This window comes from Blastococcus goldschmidtiae, from assembly GCF_031845325.1.
Lineage (GTDB): Bacteria > Actinomycetota > Actinomycetes > Mycobacteriales > Geodermatophilaceae > Blastococcus > Blastococcus goldschmidtiae.
The window spans coordinates 110,312-126,750 of the sequence record NZ_JAVREI010000009.1 but is presented as its reverse complement, the minus strand read 5'-3'; the positions used below and the strand labels follow the sequence as shown (position 1 = coordinate 126,750).

The window sequence follows — 16,439 nt, the reverse complement described above, 5'->3', positions numbered from 1 at the left end:
CGGGTCGGGGCGGGTTACCAGCGGTCGTGCACGTGGGCGCGGATGCGCTCGTCGTACAGCCGCTCGAGATCGGAGAGCTGGGAGGGCGACAGCGGCGGCAGCCCGGCGGCGGCGACGTTGCCGCGCACCTGCTCGACGTTCCGGGCACCGGGGATGACGGCGGTGACGCCGGGCTGGTCCAGCACCCAGCGCAGCGCGAACGCGGAGGTCTCGACGTCGCCGGCGATGGCGGCCACCTCGCGGGCGGCGGCGACGCCGACCTCGAAGGGCACCCCCGCGAAGGTCTCGCCGACGTCGAACGCCTCGCCGCCGCGGTTGAAGCTGCGGTGGTCGTCGGCGGCGAACGTCGTCGACTCGTCGTACGTCCCGGTGAGCAGCCCACTGGCCAGCGGCACCCGGGCCAGCACACCGACGCCGGCGCGGGCCGCCGCGGGCAGCAGCTCCTCCAGCGGCTTGCGCCGGAAGACGTTGAGGATCACCTGGAGGGTGGCCACGCCCGGGTGCTGCAGCGCGGTGAGCCCCTCGGCCACGGTCTCGACGGAGACGCCGTAGGCGGCGATCGCGCCGTCCTCGACGAAGGAGTCCAGCGCGTCGTAGACCCGCTGGTCGCCGTAGACCGCGGGTGGCGGGCAGTGCAGCTGCACCAGGTCCAGCGTGTCGACGCCGAGGTTGCGGCGGGACCGGTCGATCCAGGCGCGGAGGTTTTCGTGCCTGTACTGCGCGGCCTCGAACGGCTCGGCGCGGCGCCCTGCCTTGGTCGCGACGAACGGCCGGTCCGACCGCGGGGCCAGCGCCTTGCGGATCCGCGCCTCCGAGCGCCCGTCGCCGTAGACGTCGGCGGTGTCGAGCAGGTTCACGCCCGCGTCGAGCGCGGCGTCCAGCACGTCGGCGGCGTCGTCCTCGGAGACGTCGCCCCAGTCGCCGCCCAACTGCCAGGTGCCCAGGCCGACGACGCCGACCTCGGCCCCGGTCCGCCCGAGCGGCCGCTGCTCCATCACCGTGCTCATGGTTCGACTCCGCCCTCGATCCGCTCCTCGGTCGCTGGCGCTCCGTCAGGCGTCGTTCTCACGGACCCACCGTCGCACGCTTCAGCGCGTCGAACAGGTCCGCGACCGGGACGGCGGTCTGCTCGCCGGTGCTCATGTCCTTGAGCTGGCCCACGCCCTCGGCGAGGTCGCGCTCGCCGATGACCACGATGTGCGAGGCGCCGGAGCGGTCGGCGGCCTTCATCGCGCCCTTGAGCCCGCGGTCGCCGTAGACGGTGTCGGCGGCGACCCCGGCCTGGCGCAGCTGCCCGACCAGCCGGACGGCCAGCCGCTTGGCCTCCGCCCCCAGCGGCACGACGAAGGCCTGCACCCCGGCGCTCGCGCCGACGTCGAGCCCCTCGGCCCGCACCGCGAGCAGGGTGCGGTCCACGCCCACGGCGTAGCCGATGCCGGGCAGGTCCGGGCCGCCGAGCGCCGCCGACAACCCGGCGTACCCGCCGCCGCCGCCGATCGCCGACTGCGCGCCCAGCCCGTCGTGCACGAACTCGAACGTCGTCTTCGTGTAGTAGTCCAGCCCTCGCACGAGCCGCGGCGCCTCGGTCCAGGCCACGCCGAGGTCGGTGAGGTGCTGGCGGACGGCGTCGTAGTGCGCCCTGGTGGAGTCGGACAGGTGGTCGACCATGAGCGGGGCGTCGCCGAGCTGCGCCTGCACCTCGGGCCGCTTGTCGTCCAGCACCCGCAGCGGGTTGATCTCCGCGCGCCGGCGGGTCTCCTCGTCGAGGTCGAGCTTCGCCAGGTAGGCGACCAGCAGCTCGCGGTACTGCGGCCGGCAGGTGTCGTCGCCCAGCGAGGTCAGCAGCAGCTCGAAATCGGTGAGGCCGAGGTCGCGGAACCCCTGCACGCCCAGCGCCACCACCTCGGCGTCCAGCGCCGGGTCGTCGACGCCGAGGGCCTCGCAGTCGACCTGGGTGAAGTGCCGGTAGCGACCTGCCTGCGGGCGCTCGTAGCGGAACGCCGAGCCCACACTCCAGATCTTGACCGGCAGCGCGCCGGAGTACAGGCGGTGCTCGAGAAAGGCGCGCATCAGGCCCGCGGTGAGCTCCGGGCGCAGGGTCAGCGAGCGGCCACCGCGGTCGTCGAAGGTGTACATCTCCTTCTGGACGACGTCGGTGGACTCTCCCACCCCGCGCGCGAAGACGGCCGTGTCCTCGAACGCCGGCGTCTCGATGTAGCCGTATCCGGCCTGCCGCAGCGGCGCGGTGAGCGTGTCGCGGACCCCGAGGAAGCGGGTCGAGTCCGGCGGCAGCGTGTCGAAGGTGCCCTTCGGGGCGGTCAGGCCGCTCATCAGAGCCCCCGCCCCTTCGGCTCGGCAGCGGCCTCCGCCAGGTACGGGTTCGTCGCCCGCTCGCGCCCGATCGTCGTGGCCGGGCCGTGGCCGGGCAGCACGATCGTCTCGTCGTCCAGCGGCAGGACGACGTCGCGCAGCGAGGTGAGCATCGCGTCCCACGAGCCGCCGGGCAGGTCCACCCGGCCCACGGAGCCCGCGAACAGCACGTCGCCGGCGAGCAGGCCGGGGGCCTCCCCCAGGTCGAGGGAGAACATCACCGAGCCCTGGGTGTGCCCGGGCGCGTGCCGGACGGTGAGGTCGACGCCGGCCAGCGACAGCACGGCGCCGTCGTCCAGCGCCTTGACGTCGCTGGGGTCCGGCAGCCGGAGACCGCCGAGCAGCGGGGCGAGCTGCGGACCGTGCCAGCGCACCGGGTCCGAGAGCATGCCGAAGTCGTCGGGGTGCAGGTAGGCGGGGATGTCGTAGCCGTCGCACACCGGGAGCACGGAGAAGGTGTGGTCGAGGTGGCCGTGGGTGAGCACCACGGCGACCGGCTTGAGCCCGTCGTCGGCCAGCATGCGGGCCAGCGGCTCGACGGCGTCCATGCCGGGATCGACGACGACGCACTCCTGCCCCGGGCCGGACGCGACGGCGTAGCAGTTGGTCCCGAAGGCACCGGCGGGGAAGGAGCGGATGAGCACCCGTGCAGGTTACGCGGGCGCCCCGGCCCCGGCGGGCGTGCCAGGGAACGGACAGCTCAGCCACCTAGACTCCGTCGTCGACCGCGCCGAGCGGCGCCCGGCAGCAGGTCCACCCCGCCGCCCCGCCGTTCCGCCGAGCAGCCGCCCGTCCGAGGAGTTCCCGCCCATGCCCACGAACAAGCAGCGCCGCGAGGCTGCCCAGCGCCACCTCCAGCGGCAGATGGAGCGCCGCGCCGAGCAGGCCCAGAAGCGGCGCCGCAACCTGGGCATGACCCTCGCCGCGATCGCCGCCGTCGTGGTCCTCGGCGCGGTGCTGCTGTTCACCGGCGTCTTCACCGGGGACGACGACGACGCGACGGCGTCGGCCGACCCCACCCCGACCGACACGGCGGCTCCGACGGCGGCGGCGACGGCGAGCCCGGCCGTGCCCAACCCCGACGGCACCGTCACCTGCACCTACGCGCCCGACACCTCGGGCAACCCCAACCTCACCGACGTCGGCACGCCACCGTCCCCCGAGGCGACGCCGGCCGACGGCACCAGCACGTTGCTGATGAGCACCGACCAGGGCGACCTGACGCTGACCCTGGACCGCGCGAAGGCCCCCTGCGCCGCGGCCAGCTTCACCTACCTCGCGCAGCAGTCGTTCTTCGACGGCAGCACCTGCCACCGGCTGGTCAACCAGCCCAGCTTCGGCGTGCTGCAGTGCGGTGACCCGACCGGGACCGGCTCGGGTGGCCCGAGCTACAAGTACGCCGAGGAGGTCACGCCCGAGACGACCTACCCGCGCGGCACCATCGCGATGGCGAAGACCGCCGCTCCGGGCAGCACCGGCAGCCAGTTCTTCCTGGTCTTCACCGACACCCAGCTCCCCCCGGACTACACCGTCGTCGGCACGGTCGACGAGGCCGGCCTGGCGGTGCTGGAGGAGGTCGCCGCCGGCGGCATCGAGGGTGTCGGCCCCGAGGGCGACGGCGCTCCCGCCACCCCCGTGAACATCGAGACGCTCTCCGTCGTGGCGTGACACCGGCCCCGTGAGCGGCACCGACCCGTACGCCGGCTTCCCGGAGGACTTCTTCCGCCGGGACGACGAACGACCCGACGAGCTGTTCTACGGCCCGCCACGGCTGGTCACCCACATCGACGACGACGCCCTCGCCGCCGTGGGCGCCCTCTACGCCGAGCTGGGCATCGACGGCTGGGCACCCCGGCCGCAGCGGGTGCTCGACCTGATGTCCTCGTGGATCTCGCACTTCCGCACGCCGCCCGCAGAGCTGGTGGTGCTGGGGATGAACGCCGCGGAGCTGGCGGCCAACACCGCGGCCACCGAGCGCGTGGTGCAGGACCTCAACGCCGATCCGCGGCTGCCGCTGCCCGACGAGGACGTCGACGCCGCCGTCTGCTGCGTGTCGATCGACTACCTGACCCGGCCCATCGAGGTGCTCGAGGAGATCGGGCGGGTCCTGCGGCCCGGCGGCACGCTGGCGATCACCTTCTCCAACCGGTGCTTCCCGACCAAGGCCGTCCGCGGCTGGCTGCTCACCGACGACGAGCAGCACGCAGCGCTGGTCGCCGAGCTGGTGCGGCGCGCCGGCCGGTTCACCGAGCCCGAGGTCTCGCTGCGCACCCCGCCCGGCCGGGGGGACCCGCTCTACGCGGTGGTGGCCACCCGCCTGCCCTGACCCCGACGGCCTGCGGCGGGGACGGACGACCGTCGCGGAGGTCCTCCCTCACCTCAGCGCGTCCTCCCTCACGGCGCACGGTGAGGGAGGACGCGCTGGGATCAGGTCACCTGATCCCAGCGCGAGGTCAGGCGGTCACGCGCTCCACGTCGAAGACGCCGTCGACGTTGCGGACCGTCTGCAGGACCGCACCGAGGTGGGCGGGGTCGGCCAGCTCGAAGGTGAACCGGCTGATGGCCACCCGGTCCCGGCTGGTCTGCACCGAGGCGGACAGGATGTTCACCCGCTCGTCGGCCAGCGCCTTGGTGACGTCGGAGAGCAGCCGGTGCCGGTCCAGCGCCTCCACCTGGATCGCGACCAGGAAGACCGAGCCCGGCGCGCTGGCCCACTGGACCTCCACCAGCCGCTCGGGCTTGCGCTGGAGGTCGTCGGCGTTCGTGCAGTCGGTGCGGTGCACGCTCACGCCACCACCGCGGGTGACGAAGCCCAGCACCTTGTCGCCGGGCACCGGCGTGCAGCACTTCGCGAGCTTGGCCCACACGTCGGTCATGCCGTGCACGACGATGCCGGGGTCGCCACCCGAGGAGCGGCGGGGGGCCGGCCGGCTCGTGGGGATGGCGGTCTCGGCGATGTCCTCGACCGCGCCCTCGGTGCCGCCGAGCGCCGTCATGAGCTTCTCGACCAGTGACGCCGCCGAGATGTGGTTCTCCCCCACCGCCGCGTACAGGGCGGTGACGTCGGCGTAGCGCAGGTCCTTGGCCAGCGTGCTGAGCGCCTCGCCGCCGAGCAGCCGCTGCAGCGGCAGACCCGCCTTGCGCATGGCGCGGGTGAGCGCCTCCTTGCCCGCCTCGACCGCGTCCTCGCGACGCTCCTTCGTGAACCACTGGCGGATCTTCGTGCGCGCCCGCGACGAGCCGACGAAGGACAGCCAGTCCTGGGAGGGCCCCGCGGTGGGCGACTTCGAGGTGAAGATCTCCACGACGTCGCCGTTGGACAGCTTGCGGTCCAACGAGACCAGCGCGCCGTTCACCCGGGCGCCGATCGTGCGGTAGCCGACCTCGGTGTGCACCGCGAACGCGAAGTCGACCGGCGTCGACTCCCCCGGCAGGCTCACCACGTCGCCCTTGGGCGTGAAGACGAAGACCTCCTGCGGACCGAGGTCGTAGCGCAGCGTCTCCAGGAACTCGCCGGGCTCCTGCGCCTCCCGCTGCCAGTCCAGGAGCTGGCGCAGCCACAGCATGTCGTCGGGCGAGCCCACCTTGGGCGGCGCGCCGAACTCACCGGCGCTGGGCCGGCCGCCGGCCCGTGCGCTCTCCTTGTACTTCCAGTGCGCCGCGATGCCGTAGTCGGCGGTCCGGTGCATGTCGTGGGTGCGGATCTGCAGCTCGACCGGCTTGCCGTGCGGGCCGATCACCGTGGTGTGCAGCGACTGGTACATGTTGAACTTCGGCATGGCCACGAAGTCCTTGAAGCGGCCTGGCAGCGGCTGCCAGTGGGCGTGCATGATGCCGAGCGCGGCGTAGCAGTCGCGCACCGAATCGACCAGGATCCGGATGCCCACCAGGTCCCAGATGTCGGTGAAGTCGCGGCCGCGCACGATCATCTTCTGGTAGATCGAGTAGTAGTGCTTGGGCCGGCCGGTGACGACCGCCTCGATCTTCGCCGCCTTGAGCTGCTCCTGGACCGTCGTGGTGACCTCGGCCAGGTAGGTGTCCCGGGACGGCGCCCGCTCGGCGACCAGCCGCACGATCTCGTCGTAGCGCTTGGGGTACAGGGTGGCGAACGCGAGGTCCTCGAGCTCCCACTTGATGGTGTTCATGCCGAGCCGGTGGGCCAGCGGGGCGAGGATCTCCAGCGTCTCGCGCGCCTTCTTCTCCTGCTTCTCGGGCGGGAGGAAGCGCAGCGTGCGCATGTTGTGCAGCCGGTCGGCGAGCTTGATGACCAGCACCCGCGGGTCGCGGGCCATGGCGACGATCATCTTGCGGATCGTCTCGGCCTGGGCGGCGTCGCCCAGCTTCACCTTGTCGATCTTGGTGACGCCGTCGACCAGGTGGGCGACCTCGGGCCCGAAGTCGGCGGTGATCGAGTCGAGGGTGACGCCGGTGTCCTCGACGGTGTCGTGCAGCAGCGCCGCCACGAGGGTGGTGGTGTCCATCCCGAGACCGGCGAGGATGGTCGCGACGGCCAGCGGGTGGGTGATGTAGGGGTCGCCGCTCTTGCGCTTCTGGGCGGAGTGGGCGGCCTCGGCCACGTCGTAGGCCCGCTGCAGCAGGACCAGGTCGGCCTTGGGATGGCTCTGCCGGTGCAGGGCGGCCAGGGGCTCGAGGACCGGACGGACGACGGGGCTGCGCTGGCCGGCCACGATCCGGCGCGCCAGCCGGTCGCGGACGCGGCGGCGGGGGGTGCCCGGGTCGCCGTCGCCGGGTTCGGCGCCGACGTCGTCCGGTCGGCGCACCGCGGGCCGCTCCGGCAACGGTGGCCGGTGGGGCACCGGCGCTGCCCCGTCCGGCGGGGACGGGTCGGTGGTGGTGCCGGGCGTGCCGGGGCGCGCCGGAGCGGCGTCGGCGGCTACGTCGGAGGCCACGGCGACTCCCGCGGGTTCGAGGAGAGGAGGATCCTGTCCATGCTAGCCGCGCCGGGCGTGGCGCCGCCGCATGCCGGCGGGGCGCCTCCCTCGGTCAGGTGGTCCAGAGGGCGTGCACCGTGTGCGGCGCGACGCGCTGCCGGCCGCCCAGCGCCGCCAGCTCGACCACCACGGAGACCGCGGTCACCACGCCGCCGAGCTGCTCCACGAGGGCGACGGCCGCGGCCAGGGTGCCGCCGGTGGCGAGCACGTCGTCGACCACCAGCACGCGCTGCCCCGGGCGGATGGAGTCGGAGTGCAGCTCCAGCGTCGCGGTGCCGTACTCGAGCACGTAGTCGGCGGCGATCCGCTCGCGTGGGAGCTTCCCGGCCTTGCGGACCAGGACCACGCCGACCCCGGCGGACAGCGCGACCGCGGCCGCGAGCAGGAATCCGCGGGCCTCCACGCCGACGACGACGTCGAACGGCGGCCCCGCGTGGTCGGCACCGGCGTCGTCGCCACCGGCCAGGGCCGCGGCCCGCGGATCCCCGTTCTCCGGAGCGGCCAGGCCCGCGACCAGCCGGCGGAAGGCCGGGCCGTCGGCGAACACCGGCGTCAGATCGCGGAACAGCACCCCCGGCTCGGGGTGGTCGGGCACGTCGACGGTCAGCGAGGCGATCAGCTCGTCCAGCGGCTGCCGCACCGCCTCATCGGCGGGGACCGCGCTCACCGGCGCTTCCTGCCCGGCGGGCGGCCCTTGCCGTCGGAGCGCTGCGGCCGGGCACCGGGACGCGGCGCGGCCGTGCTCCCGGACGCGTCGGGCCGCACGGACGACGGCGACTCGATCACGACGTCGGCCTGCACCTCGCCGGGCAACTCGGCGACAGCGGTACCGCCGCCACCCGCCGGGCGGCGACCACGGCGCGCGCTGGCCACCGGCCCGGCCGGGGCGCCTCCCTGCCGCGCCGCCGAGGACCGGCGCGCGAGCACCCGCCGGCGCAGCGCCTGCACCTCGGGCTCGCGCTCCTTGAGGTCGGCCACGATCGGCGTCGCGAGGACGATCGACGAGTACGTGCCGGCGGCCAGGCCGACGAAGAGGACCAGCGCCAGGTCCTTGAGGGTCCCCACGCCCAGCAGCCCGGCGCCGACGAACAGCAGCCCGGCGACCGGCAGCAGCGCGATGACCGAGGTGTTGATCGAGCGCATGAGCGTCTGGTTGACGGCCAGGTTGGCCGCCTCGCTCCACGTCATGCGGGCCGACTTCTCGAGGTCCTTGACGTTCTCGTCGACCTTGTCGAAGACCACCACGGTGTCGTAGAGCGAGAAGCCGAGGATGGTCAGGAAGCCGATCACCGTCGCCGGCGTCACCTCGAACCCGACCAGCGCGTAGATGCCCGCGGTCACCACGATGTCGTGCACCAGGGCGGCCATCGCGCCGATGGCCATCTTGGGCTGGAAGCGCAGGGCGAGGAACGCCACGACCGCGACCAGGAAGACGACCAGCGCGACGAGCGCCTGGTCGGTGATGTTCCGGCCCCAGTCGGCGCTCACCGACTCCGGGCTGACCTGGTTCGGGGCCACGCCGGCGGCCTCGGCGACGGCCTCCACGACCTGGCGCTCGGCGTCGCTCTCCAGGGCGCCGGTGCGCAGCAGGACGCTGTCACCGCCGACGATCTGCGCGGAGGCCACCTCGGCCCCGGCCTCGTCGGCCGCCTCGCGGATCTGCGACAACTCGGACTCGGTGCCGGGCAGCCGGAAGCTGTTGCCGCCGGCGAAGTCGATGCCGAAGTTGAAGCCCCGGAACAGCATCGCGGCGAGGGAGAGCAGCAGGATCACGGCGGTGATCTTGTAGATCAGCCGGCTGCGGCCCACCACGTCCAGCCCGGCCTCGCCGTTGTAGAGCCGGTGCGCCAGCGAGGCGCGAGGCCGGCCCGCCTGCTCGGCGCCACCCTCGCGGAGCAGGCCTGCGTCGGCGAGTGCATCGTCTCCCATCGACGCGGCCGCCTCGTCGGAGGCGTGACCCGCGTCCCGGGCCTCGTCGGCGTCGGTACCGACCGGCACGACCGCCTCCTCGGAGCCGGGGACGCCGGATCCGTCGTTCCGCTCGTCGCGGGTCATGAGGTGCTCCTGTTCTGCGCCGTGGCACCGGCGGTGGCGCCGACCAGGTCGCGGCCGGCCCGCGGAGCGGACGACGGGCGGGACCTGTCGACCTGACCCAGGCCGGAGACCCTGCCGCTGCCGAACCACTTGTAGCGCGACAGCACCGCCATCAGCGGATGGGTGAAGAGGAAGACGACGACCAGGTCCAGGACCGTCGACATGCCCAGCGTGAACGCGAAGCCCTTCACGTCGCCGATGGCCAGCACGTAGAGGATCGCCGCGGCCAGGAAGCTGACCGCGTCGGCCGACAGGATCGTCCGCCGGGCGCGGACCCAGGCCCGCGGTACGGCCGAGCGCAGGCTGCGGCCCTCGCGGATCTCGTCCTTGAGCCGTTCGAAGTAGACGACGAACGAGTCCGCGGTGATGCCGAGCGCGACGATGAAGCCGGCGATGCCGGCCAGGCTGAGCGTGAACCCGATCTCCCGACCGAGCACCACCAGCACGCCGTAGACCACGACACCGGAGAGCACGAGGCTGGCGATCATCACCAGGCCGAGCGCCCGGTAGTAGAGCAGCGAGTACAGGAAGACCAGGCCGATGCCGAGCGCGCCGGCGAGGAGCCCGGCGCGCAGCTGCTCCTCACCGAGCTCGGTGGAGATCGACTGGGCGGTCTGCTGGGTGAAGCTCAGCGGGAGCGCGCCGTACTTGAGCTGGTTGGCCAGCTCGGTGGCCGACTCCTGGTCGAACTGGCCGGTGATCTCGGTGCTGCCACCGAGGATCGCGCTCTGGATGGCCGGCGCCGAGATGACCCGGCCGTCGAGGGTGATCGCCACCGAGTTGCCGATGTTGGCCGCGGTGTAGGCACCCCAGGCGCTGCCGCCCTCGGAGTCGAAGTCCAGGTTGACGACCCACTCACCGGTGCCCGCGCGGGTACCGGCCGACGCGTCGGTCACCGAGGTGCCCTCGACGACCGTGGGGCCGAGCAGGTACTTGAACTCGCCGTCCTCACCGCAGGCGGCGACGTGGTCGTCCGGGCGGGCGGTGTCGCTGGCGACCGTGTCGCCGCAGGTCAGTGCGTCGAAGGCGATCTGCGCCTCTTCCTGCGTGACCGCCGGCGAGTCCGGATCACGCGCCGGGGCCTCGTCCGCCTCGTCGGCCGGCGCCTCGGACGGCTCGGCGCCCTCGGTGGGCTCCGCCCCGTCGGTGGGCTCCGCGCCGTCGGTGGGCTCGGCGCCCTCGGTCGGCTCCGCGCCGTCGGTGGGCTCCGCGCCGTCGGTGGGCTCCGCGCCGTCGGTGACCTCCGCACCCTCGGTCGGCTCCGCGGGCTCCTCGGCGGGCGCCTCGCCGGCCGGCGCGACGTTCAGCACCGGGCGGAACCTGAGCTGCGCCGTCTCGCCCAGCTGGCGTGCCTGGTCGCCGTCGTCCCCGGGCACGGAGATGACGATGTTCGAGTCGCCCTCGGTCACGACCGAGGCCTCGGCGACGCCCAGGCCGTTCACCCGTTGCTCGATGATCCGGCGGGCGAGCTCGAGGTCCTCGCTGTCGGGCGCGGCACCGTCGGGCGTGCGGGCGGTCAGCGTGACGGTGGTGCCGCCGCGCAGGTCCAGCCCGAGCTGCGGCGTCCGGTCGGTACCGGCGAAGAAGACCAGGCCGTAGAGCAGGGCCACGATCAGGATGAACGCGCCGAAGTACCGGCGGGCCGGCAGCGCACGGTTGGCCACGGGATCTCCCCGGCTCAGCGGGTGCCGTCGGCCGGGCGTCCCCCGGCCGAGCCGGGAGCGTCGTCCCCGGGGAGTCCGGTGCCCGGGCCCGCCGGCTGGCGGATCTCCAGGATCGCCTGCCGGGCGAACGTCACGACGACGCCGGGCGCGAGCTCCAGGTCGGCGGTGGTCTCGTGGAGTGCGGCCACCGTGCCGTGGATGCCGCTGGTCGTCATCACGGGAGTGCCGACGGTCAGCGACTCCTGCAGGGCCTGGGCACGGGCGGCCATGGCCTTGCGCTGGCGTGCGGGGAGCACGAACAGCAGCACCGCCAGCAGGGCGAGCATGATCAGTGGGAAGTACTCCACGACAGGTGTGCCTCTCTACCGCGCGTGCTGCTCCGCGGTCGGTGCGGCCCGGGGGGCCGCTCGGGTACGTCGGTTGCCTCGGCGCATCTGGTGCACGGCGCGCGGCGACCCGGAAGGGCGCGCACGGCCGCGGCCTCTCAGTTTGCGCGCCAGCGGTCTGGAGTCTAGGCGTCGAAGAGCGGCTCTGACGACGAGCCCGCGCCCGGTGGGTCGGGTGTGACCCGGCCGAGGGGGATCCCGCCGCGCGGCAGGGCGCGGCCCAGGTGCCGCCAGGCCGCCTCCGTGGCGACGCGACCGCGCGGCGTGCGGGCGAGCAGCCCGGCGCGGACGAGGAACGGCTCGCACACCTCCTCGACGGTGTGCGGCTCCTCCCCCACGGCGACGGCGAGGGTCGCGACCCCGACCGGGCCGCCGCCGAACTTGCCCACCAGCGCCTCGAGGACCTCCCGGTCGAGCCGGTCGAGCCCGAGGTGGTCGACGTCGTAGAGGGCCAGTGCGGCCTCGGCGACGGCGCGGGTGACCCGGCCGTCGGCCTCCACCTCGGCGTAGTCGCGGACCCGGCGCAGCAGCCGGTTGGCGATCCGGGGGGTGCCCCGCGACCGCCCGGCGATCTCCGCCGAGCCCTCGTCGGTCAGCTCCACGCCGAGCAGGTCGGCGCTGCGCGCCAGCACCAGCTGCAGCTCGGCGGGCTCGTAGAACTCCATCTGGCCGACGAACCCGAACCGGTCCCGCAGCGGGCCGGTCAGCAGTCCGGCGCGGGTGGTGGCCCCGACGAGGGTGAACGGGTTGATCTCCAGCGGGATCGCGGTGGCGCCGGGCCCCTTCCCGACGACGACGTCGACCCGGAAGTCCTCCATCGCCATGTACAGCAGCTCTTCGGCCGGCCGGGCGATGCGGTGGATCTCGTCGATGAAGAGCACGTCGCCGGGCGCGAGGTTCGACAGCATCGCGGCGAGGTCCCCGGACCGCTCGATGGCCGGACCGCTGGTGATCTTCACCGCGGTGCCCAGCTCGGAGCCGATGATCAGCGCGAGGCTGGTCTTGCCGAGCCCCGGCGGGCCCGACAGCAGCACGTGGTCCGGCGGGCGTCCGCGCCGCTTCGCCCCCTCCAGCACGAGCGCGAGCTGGCGGGCCACCTTGGGCTGGCCGATGAAGTCGTGCAGCGAGTGCGGCCGCAGGGCCGACTCGACGACCCGCTCCTCGTCCCCCGCCTGGGGCGAGACCGCCCACTCCTGGCCGAGCTCGCCGGCCACCTCACCGGTCATCGCCCGGTCGAACGGCGCACTCACGATCTACCCAGGAGCTGGAGCGCCTGCCGCAGCAGGACGGCGACCTCCACCGAGCCGGTCTCCACGATCTGCTGGTCGGCCACGGGGGCCAGCTGAGCCAGCGCCGTCTCGGCCTCCTTGCCCGACCAGCCGAGCCCGACCAGCGCGGAGGTGAGCTGGTCCCGCCACGGTGCGACGGGCGTGACCGCGGTGAGCCCGGCCGGCGCGGGACCGTCCAGCGAGGTGTCGGTGGTGACCGAGCCGAGCCGGTCGCGCAGCTCCAGGATCAGCCGCTCGGCGCCCTTCTTCCCGATGCCGGGCACCTGCATGAGCGCCTTCACGTCGGCCGTCGACACCGCGCGGCGCACCTCGCGCGGCGGGTGGATGGCCAGCACGGCCTGCGCCAGCCGGGGGCCGACGCCGTTGGCGGTCTGCAGCAGCTCGAACAGCTGGCGCTCGTCGTCGTCGGCGAAGCCGTAGAGGGTGAGCGAGTCCTCGCGCACGACCAGGCTCGTGGAGAGCCGGGCGGACTCCCCCACCTGCAGGCGGGCGATCGTCCCCGGCGTGCACTGCACCGCCAGCCCGATCCCGCCGACCTCCACCACCGCGCCGTCGGGCGACACCGCGGCCACCCGGCCGTTCACCGAGGCGATCACGGAGCCACTCCTGTCCACCGACGCCTGCTGGGTCCCCGTAGGGGCACGCCGGTCATCCAGGTGCTCATCGGGCCGCCACCCCCTGCCAGCGGGGCAGCGTGCGCTGCACGACGGGGGCGCCGAGGCCTCCGGCGAGCGCGGCCGAGCGCAGCCGTTGCTGGGCCGGTCCGCGCCAGGCGTGGCAGACCGCCAGGGCCAGGGCGTCGGCGGCGTCGGCCGGCTTCGGGGCCTCGGCGAGCCCGAGCACGCGGGTGACCATGAGGGTGACCTGCTCCTTGTCGGCCCGGCCGTTGCCGGAGATGGCCGCCTTGACCTCGCTGGGCGTGTGCCAGGCGACGGGCCGGTCGGCCTGCGCGGCGGCCAGCGCGGCCACCCCCGCGGCCTGCGCCGTCCCCGTGGCGGTGCCCCTGTTGTTCTGGGTGAAGACCCGCTCGATGGCGACGACGTCGGGCCGGTGCTCGCGCAGCAGCGCCGTCACCGCGGTGTGCACCTCGAGCAGGCGCAGCTCCAGGTCCAGCTCGGCCAGCGTGCGGACCACGCCGACGCCGATCGCCGTGGGGCGGGCACCGGGGCGGCCGTCGACGACCCCCCAGCCGCACCGGGTGAGCCCCGGGTCGATGCCGAGCACCCGCATGGCCACGCTCCTAGGTTCGCACGAACACCTGTTCGATCCGAACGCTAGCCCCTGGACAACGTAACCGACGGAAGACACGCCACCAGCGGGCGGCCCCGTCGCAGGGGCCCGCGCCGAGCGTGCGAGGCGTGGGGGGCGACGGGGTCCTCTTTCAGGCGTCGATCTTCTCCATGACCTCGTCGGAGACCTCGTAGTTCGCGTAGACGTTCTGCACGTCGTCGAGGTCCTCGAGGGCGTCGATGAGCCGGAACACCTTGCCCGCGCCGTCCTCGTCCAGCTCCACCTGCACGCTGGGCAGGAAGCCCATGTCGGCCGAGTCGTAGTCGATGCCGGCGTCCTGCAGGGCGGTGCGCACGGCGACCATGTCACCGGGCTCGCTGACCACCTCCAGCGTGTCGCCGAGGTCGCGCACCTCCTCGGCGCCCGCGTCGAGCACGGCCAGGAGCACCGAGTCCTCGTCCACGCCCCCGGCCTTCGGGACCACGACGACGCCCTTGCGGGAGAAGAGGTAGGACACCGAGCCCGGGTCCGCCATGGTCCCGCCGTTGCGGGTCATGGCGGTCCGGACCTCCATCGCCGAGCGGTTCTTGTTGTCGGTCAGGCACTCGATGAGGACGGCGACGCCACCGGCGGCGTAGCCCTCGTAGGTGATGCCCTGGTAGTCGACCCCACCGGCCTCTGCGCCCGACCCGCGCTTGACCGCGCGGTCGATGTTGTCGTTGGGCACCGAGCTCTTCTTCGCCTTCTGGACGGCGTCGTAGAGCGTCGGGTTGCCGGCCAGGTCGCCCCCGCCGGTGCGGGCGGCGACCTCGATGTTCTTGATCAGCTTGGCGAAGAGCTTGCCGCGCTTGGCGTCGATCCCGGCCTTCTTGTGCTTGGTCGTCGCCCACTTGGAATGGCCGCTCATGAAGGCGTTCCCCTCTCGTTCCCGGCCTCGGCGCCGGCCTGCTCGGCCAGGCGACGGCGGACGATGTCGACGAACAGCGCGTGCACCCGGCGGTCCCCGGTGAGTTCGGGGTGGAAGCTCGTGGCCACCAGGTTCCCCTGGCGGACGGCGACGATCCTACCGTCGGCCTCTCCCCCGACGACCCGGCCGAGGACGTCGACGCCCTCGCCGGCCTCCTCCACCCACGGGGCCCGGATGAACACCGCGTGCAGCGGACCGCCGCCGCGGCCCCCGAAGTCGATCTCGGACTCGAAGCTGTCGGCCTGCCGGCCGAACGCGTTGCGGCGGACGGTGACGTCCAGCCCGCCGATCGTCTCCTGGTCCGGTGGGGCGTCCAGCAGCCGGTCGGCGAGCAGGATCATGCCGGCGCAGGACCCGTAGGCCGGGAGACCGTCGCGCACGGCGGCGCGCAGCGGCTCCAGCAGCCCGAACCGGTGGGCCAGCTTCACGATCGTCGTCGACTCGCCGCCGGGCACGACCAGCCCGTCGACGGCGACCAGCTCCTCCGGGCGCCGCACCGCCACCGCCTCGGCGCCCTGGTCGCGCAGCGCCGCGAGGTGCTCGCGGACGTCACCCTGCAGCGCCAGGACCCCGATGACGGGTGCGGTCACCAGCCGCGGGTGGCGAAGCGCTGGTCGGCGGGCAACGTGGACACGTTCAGCCCGACCATCGCCTCGCCGAGCCCGCGGGAGACCTTCGCGATCACGTCGGGGTCGTCGTGGAACGTCGTCGCCTGCACGATCGCGGCGGCGCGCTGCGCCGGGTCGCCGGACTTGAAGATGCCGGAGCCGACGAAGACGCCCTCGGCGCCCAGTTGCATCATCATCGCGGCGTCCGCGGGGGTGGCGATGCCGCCGGCGGTGAACAGCACGACCGGGAGCTTGCCCAGCCGCGCCACCTCGGCGACGAGGTCGTACGGCGCGCGCAGCTCCTTGGCGGCGACGAAGAGCTCGGTCTCGTCCAGCGTGCCCAGCGCCTTGATGCCGGCGCGGATGGAGCGCATGTGGCGGGTGGCCTCCACGACGTTGCCGGTTCCGGCCTCGCCCTTGGAGCGGATCATCGCCGCGCCCTCGGAGATCCGGCGCAGCGCCTCGCCCAGGTCGGTGGCGCCGCAGACGAAGGGGACGGTGAACTCCGACTTCGCGATGTGGTGGGCCTCGTCGGCCGGGGTCAGCACCTCGGACTCGTCGATGTAGTCGACCCCGAGGGCCTGCAGGACCCGCGCCTCGACGAAGTGGCCGATGCGCGCCTTGGCCATCACCGGGATGGAGACCGCGCCGATGATGCCCTCGATCATGTCGGGGTCGCTCATCCGCGAGATGCCGCCCTCGGCACGGATGTCGGCGGGCACCCGCTCCAGGGCCATGACGGCGACGGCGCCGGCGTCCTCGGCGATCTTCGCCTGCTCGGGGGTGACGACGTCCATGATGACGCCGCCCTTGAGCTGCTCGGCCATCCCGCGCTTGACGCGGTCGGTTCCGGTGGAGGGGGTCTGTGCAGACACGGCA

At 73.6% G+C, this 16,439-nt stretch carries 16 protein-coding genes; 2 read left to right on the top strand and 14 right to left on the bottom strand.

The features are described from left to right. Nucleotides 1–14: 14 nt before the first annotated feature. The 3 genes from RM425_RS13850 to RM425_RS13840 are packed head-to-tail and all read right to left on the bottom strand — an operon-like array spanning nt 15 to nt 3,014. Nucleotides 15–1,007, bottom strand: a complete 993-nt coding sequence (locus tag RM425_RS13850; protein WP_311345800.1) for an aldo/keto reductase — start codon at nt 1,005–1,007, stop codon at nt 15–17. A 58-nt stretch (nt 1,008–1,065) separates the two neighbouring features. Beyond that, entirely contained in the window at nt 1,066–2,331 is a 1,266-nt protein-coding gene (gene hisS, locus RM425_RS13845) for a histidine--tRNA ligase (RefSeq protein ID WP_311345799.1), read from the bottom strand. Continuing rightward, nucleotides 2,331–3,014, bottom strand: a complete 684-nt coding sequence (locus RM425_RS13840; RefSeq protein WP_311345798.1) for an MBL fold metallo-hydrolase — start codon at nt 3,012–3,014, stop codon at nt 2,331–2,333. Before RM425_RS13840 ends, hisS begins: the two co-directional genes overlap by 1 nt. Before the next feature lie 166 nt (nt 3,015–3,180). On the opposite strand from RM425_RS13840, the gene RM425_RS13835 reads away from it, so the two are divergent. Beyond that, nucleotides 3,181–4,038: a peptidylprolyl isomerase gene (locus RM425_RS13835; RefSeq protein WP_311345797.1), complete on the top strand. Its 858-nt coding sequence runs from the start codon at nt 3,181–3,183 to the stop codon at nt 4,036–4,038. Between the two features lie 10 nt (nt 4,039–4,048). Continuing rightward, complete coding sequence (locus tag RM425_RS13830) at nt 4,049–4,696, top strand: methyltransferase domain-containing protein (protein ID WP_311345796.1); 648 nt, start codon at nt 4,049–4,051, stop codon at nt 4,694–4,696. Between the two features lie 127 nt (nt 4,697–4,823). On the opposite strand, the gene RM425_RS13825 is transcribed toward RM425_RS13830, so the two are convergent. The 11 genes from RM425_RS13825 to pdxS form a co-directional block, all read right to left on the bottom strand. Beyond that, complete coding sequence (locus tag RM425_RS13825) at nt 4,824–7,280, bottom strand: RelA/SpoT family protein (protein ID WP_311345795.1); 2,457 nt, start codon at nt 7,278–7,280, stop codon at nt 4,824–4,826. Nucleotides 7,281–7,374: 94 nt separating this feature from the next. Then, nucleotides 7,375–7,989 (bottom strand): adenine phosphoribosyltransferase, encoded by a 615-nt coding sequence (locus RM425_RS13820; RefSeq protein WP_396137049.1) that lies wholly within the window; start codon nt 7,987–7,989, stop codon nt 7,375–7,377. After that, the gene (gene secF, locus RM425_RS13815) at nt 7,986–9,377 is read right to left on the bottom strand and encodes a protein translocase subunit SecF (RefSeq protein ID WP_311345794.1); all 1,392 of its coding nucleotides are present in this window, start codon (nt 9,375–9,377) and stop codon (nt 7,986–7,988) included. Before secF ends, RM425_RS13820 begins: the two co-directional genes overlap by 4 nt. Further along, nucleotides 9,374–11,080, bottom strand: coding sequence for a protein translocase subunit SecD (gene secD, locus RM425_RS13810; RefSeq protein ID WP_311345793.1), 1,707 nt, complete (start codon nt 11,078–11,080; stop codon nt 9,374–9,376). The genes secF and secD overlap by 4 nt, the downstream gene beginning before the upstream one ends. A gap of 14 nt (nt 11,081–11,094) precedes the next feature. Beyond that, nucleotides 11,095–11,427: a preprotein translocase subunit YajC gene (yajC, locus tag RM425_RS13805; RefSeq protein ID WP_311345792.1), complete on the bottom strand. Its 333-nt coding sequence runs from the start codon at nt 11,425–11,427 to the stop codon at nt 11,095–11,097. A 164-nt stretch (nt 11,428–11,591) separates the two neighbouring features. Further along, on the bottom strand, nt 11,592–12,716 hold the full coding sequence (gene ruvB, locus RM425_RS13800; protein ID WP_311345791.1) for a Holliday junction branch migration DNA helicase RuvB: 1,125 nt from the start codon (nt 12,714–12,716) through the stop codon (nt 11,592–11,594). Further along, complete coding sequence (gene ruvA, locus RM425_RS13795; RefSeq protein WP_311345790.1) at nt 12,713–13,351, bottom strand: Holliday junction branch migration protein RuvA; 639 nt, start codon at nt 13,349–13,351, stop codon at nt 12,713–12,715. Before ruvA ends, ruvB begins: the two co-directional genes overlap by 4 nt. Nucleotides 13,352–13,415: 64 nt before the next feature. Beyond that, nucleotides 13,416–13,985, bottom strand: a complete 570-nt coding sequence (gene ruvC / locus RM425_RS13790) for a crossover junction endodeoxyribonuclease RuvC (protein WP_311345836.1) — start codon at nt 13,983–13,985, stop codon at nt 13,416–13,418. Between the two features lie 151 nt (nt 13,986–14,136). Continuing rightward, nucleotides 14,137–14,892, bottom strand: a complete 756-nt coding sequence (locus RM425_RS13785) for a YebC/PmpR family DNA-binding transcriptional regulator (RefSeq protein ID WP_311345789.1) — start codon at nt 14,890–14,892, stop codon at nt 14,137–14,139. After that, nucleotides 14,889–15,542 (bottom strand): pyridoxal 5'-phosphate synthase glutaminase subunit PdxT, encoded by a 654-nt coding sequence (gene pdxT, locus RM425_RS13780; RefSeq protein ID WP_311345788.1) that lies wholly within the window; start codon nt 15,540–15,542, stop codon nt 14,889–14,891. Before pdxT ends, RM425_RS13785 begins: the two co-directional genes overlap by 4 nt. Then, nucleotides 15,539–16,435, bottom strand: coding sequence for a pyridoxal 5'-phosphate synthase lyase subunit PdxS (gene pdxS / locus RM425_RS13775; protein ID WP_311345787.1), 897 nt, complete (start codon nt 16,433–16,435; stop codon nt 15,539–15,541). Before pdxS ends, pdxT begins: the two co-directional genes overlap by 4 nt. Nucleotides 16,436–16,439: the final 4 nt, after the last annotated feature.

What these genes read in the sequence shown, in the direction of transcription:
- RM425_RS13850 (WP_311345800.1), bottom strand. Translation starts at nt 1,007, where the DNA reads ATGAGCACGGTGATGGAGCAGCGGCCGCTCGGGCGGACCGGGGCCGAG.
- hisS (WP_311345799.1), bottom strand. Translation starts at nt 2,331, where the DNA reads ATGAGCGGCCTGACCGCCCCGAAGGGCACCTTCGACACGCTGCCGCCG.
- secF (WP_311345794.1), bottom strand. Translation starts at nt 9,377, where the DNA reads ATGACCCGCGACGAGCGGAACGACGGATCCGGCGTCCCCGGCTCCGAG.
- RM425_RS13835 (WP_311345797.1), top strand. Translation starts at nt 3,181, where the DNA reads ATGCCCACGAACAAGCAGCGCCGCGAGGCTGCCCAGCGCCACCTCCAG.
- ruvC (WP_311345836.1), bottom strand. Translation starts at nt 13,985, where the DNA reads ATGCGGGTGCTCGGCATCGACCCGGGGCTCACCCGGTGCGGCTGGGGG.
- RM425_RS13785 (WP_311345789.1), bottom strand. Translation starts at nt 14,892, where the DNA reads ATGAGCGGCCATTCCAAGTGGGCGACGACCAAGCACAAGAAGGCCGGG.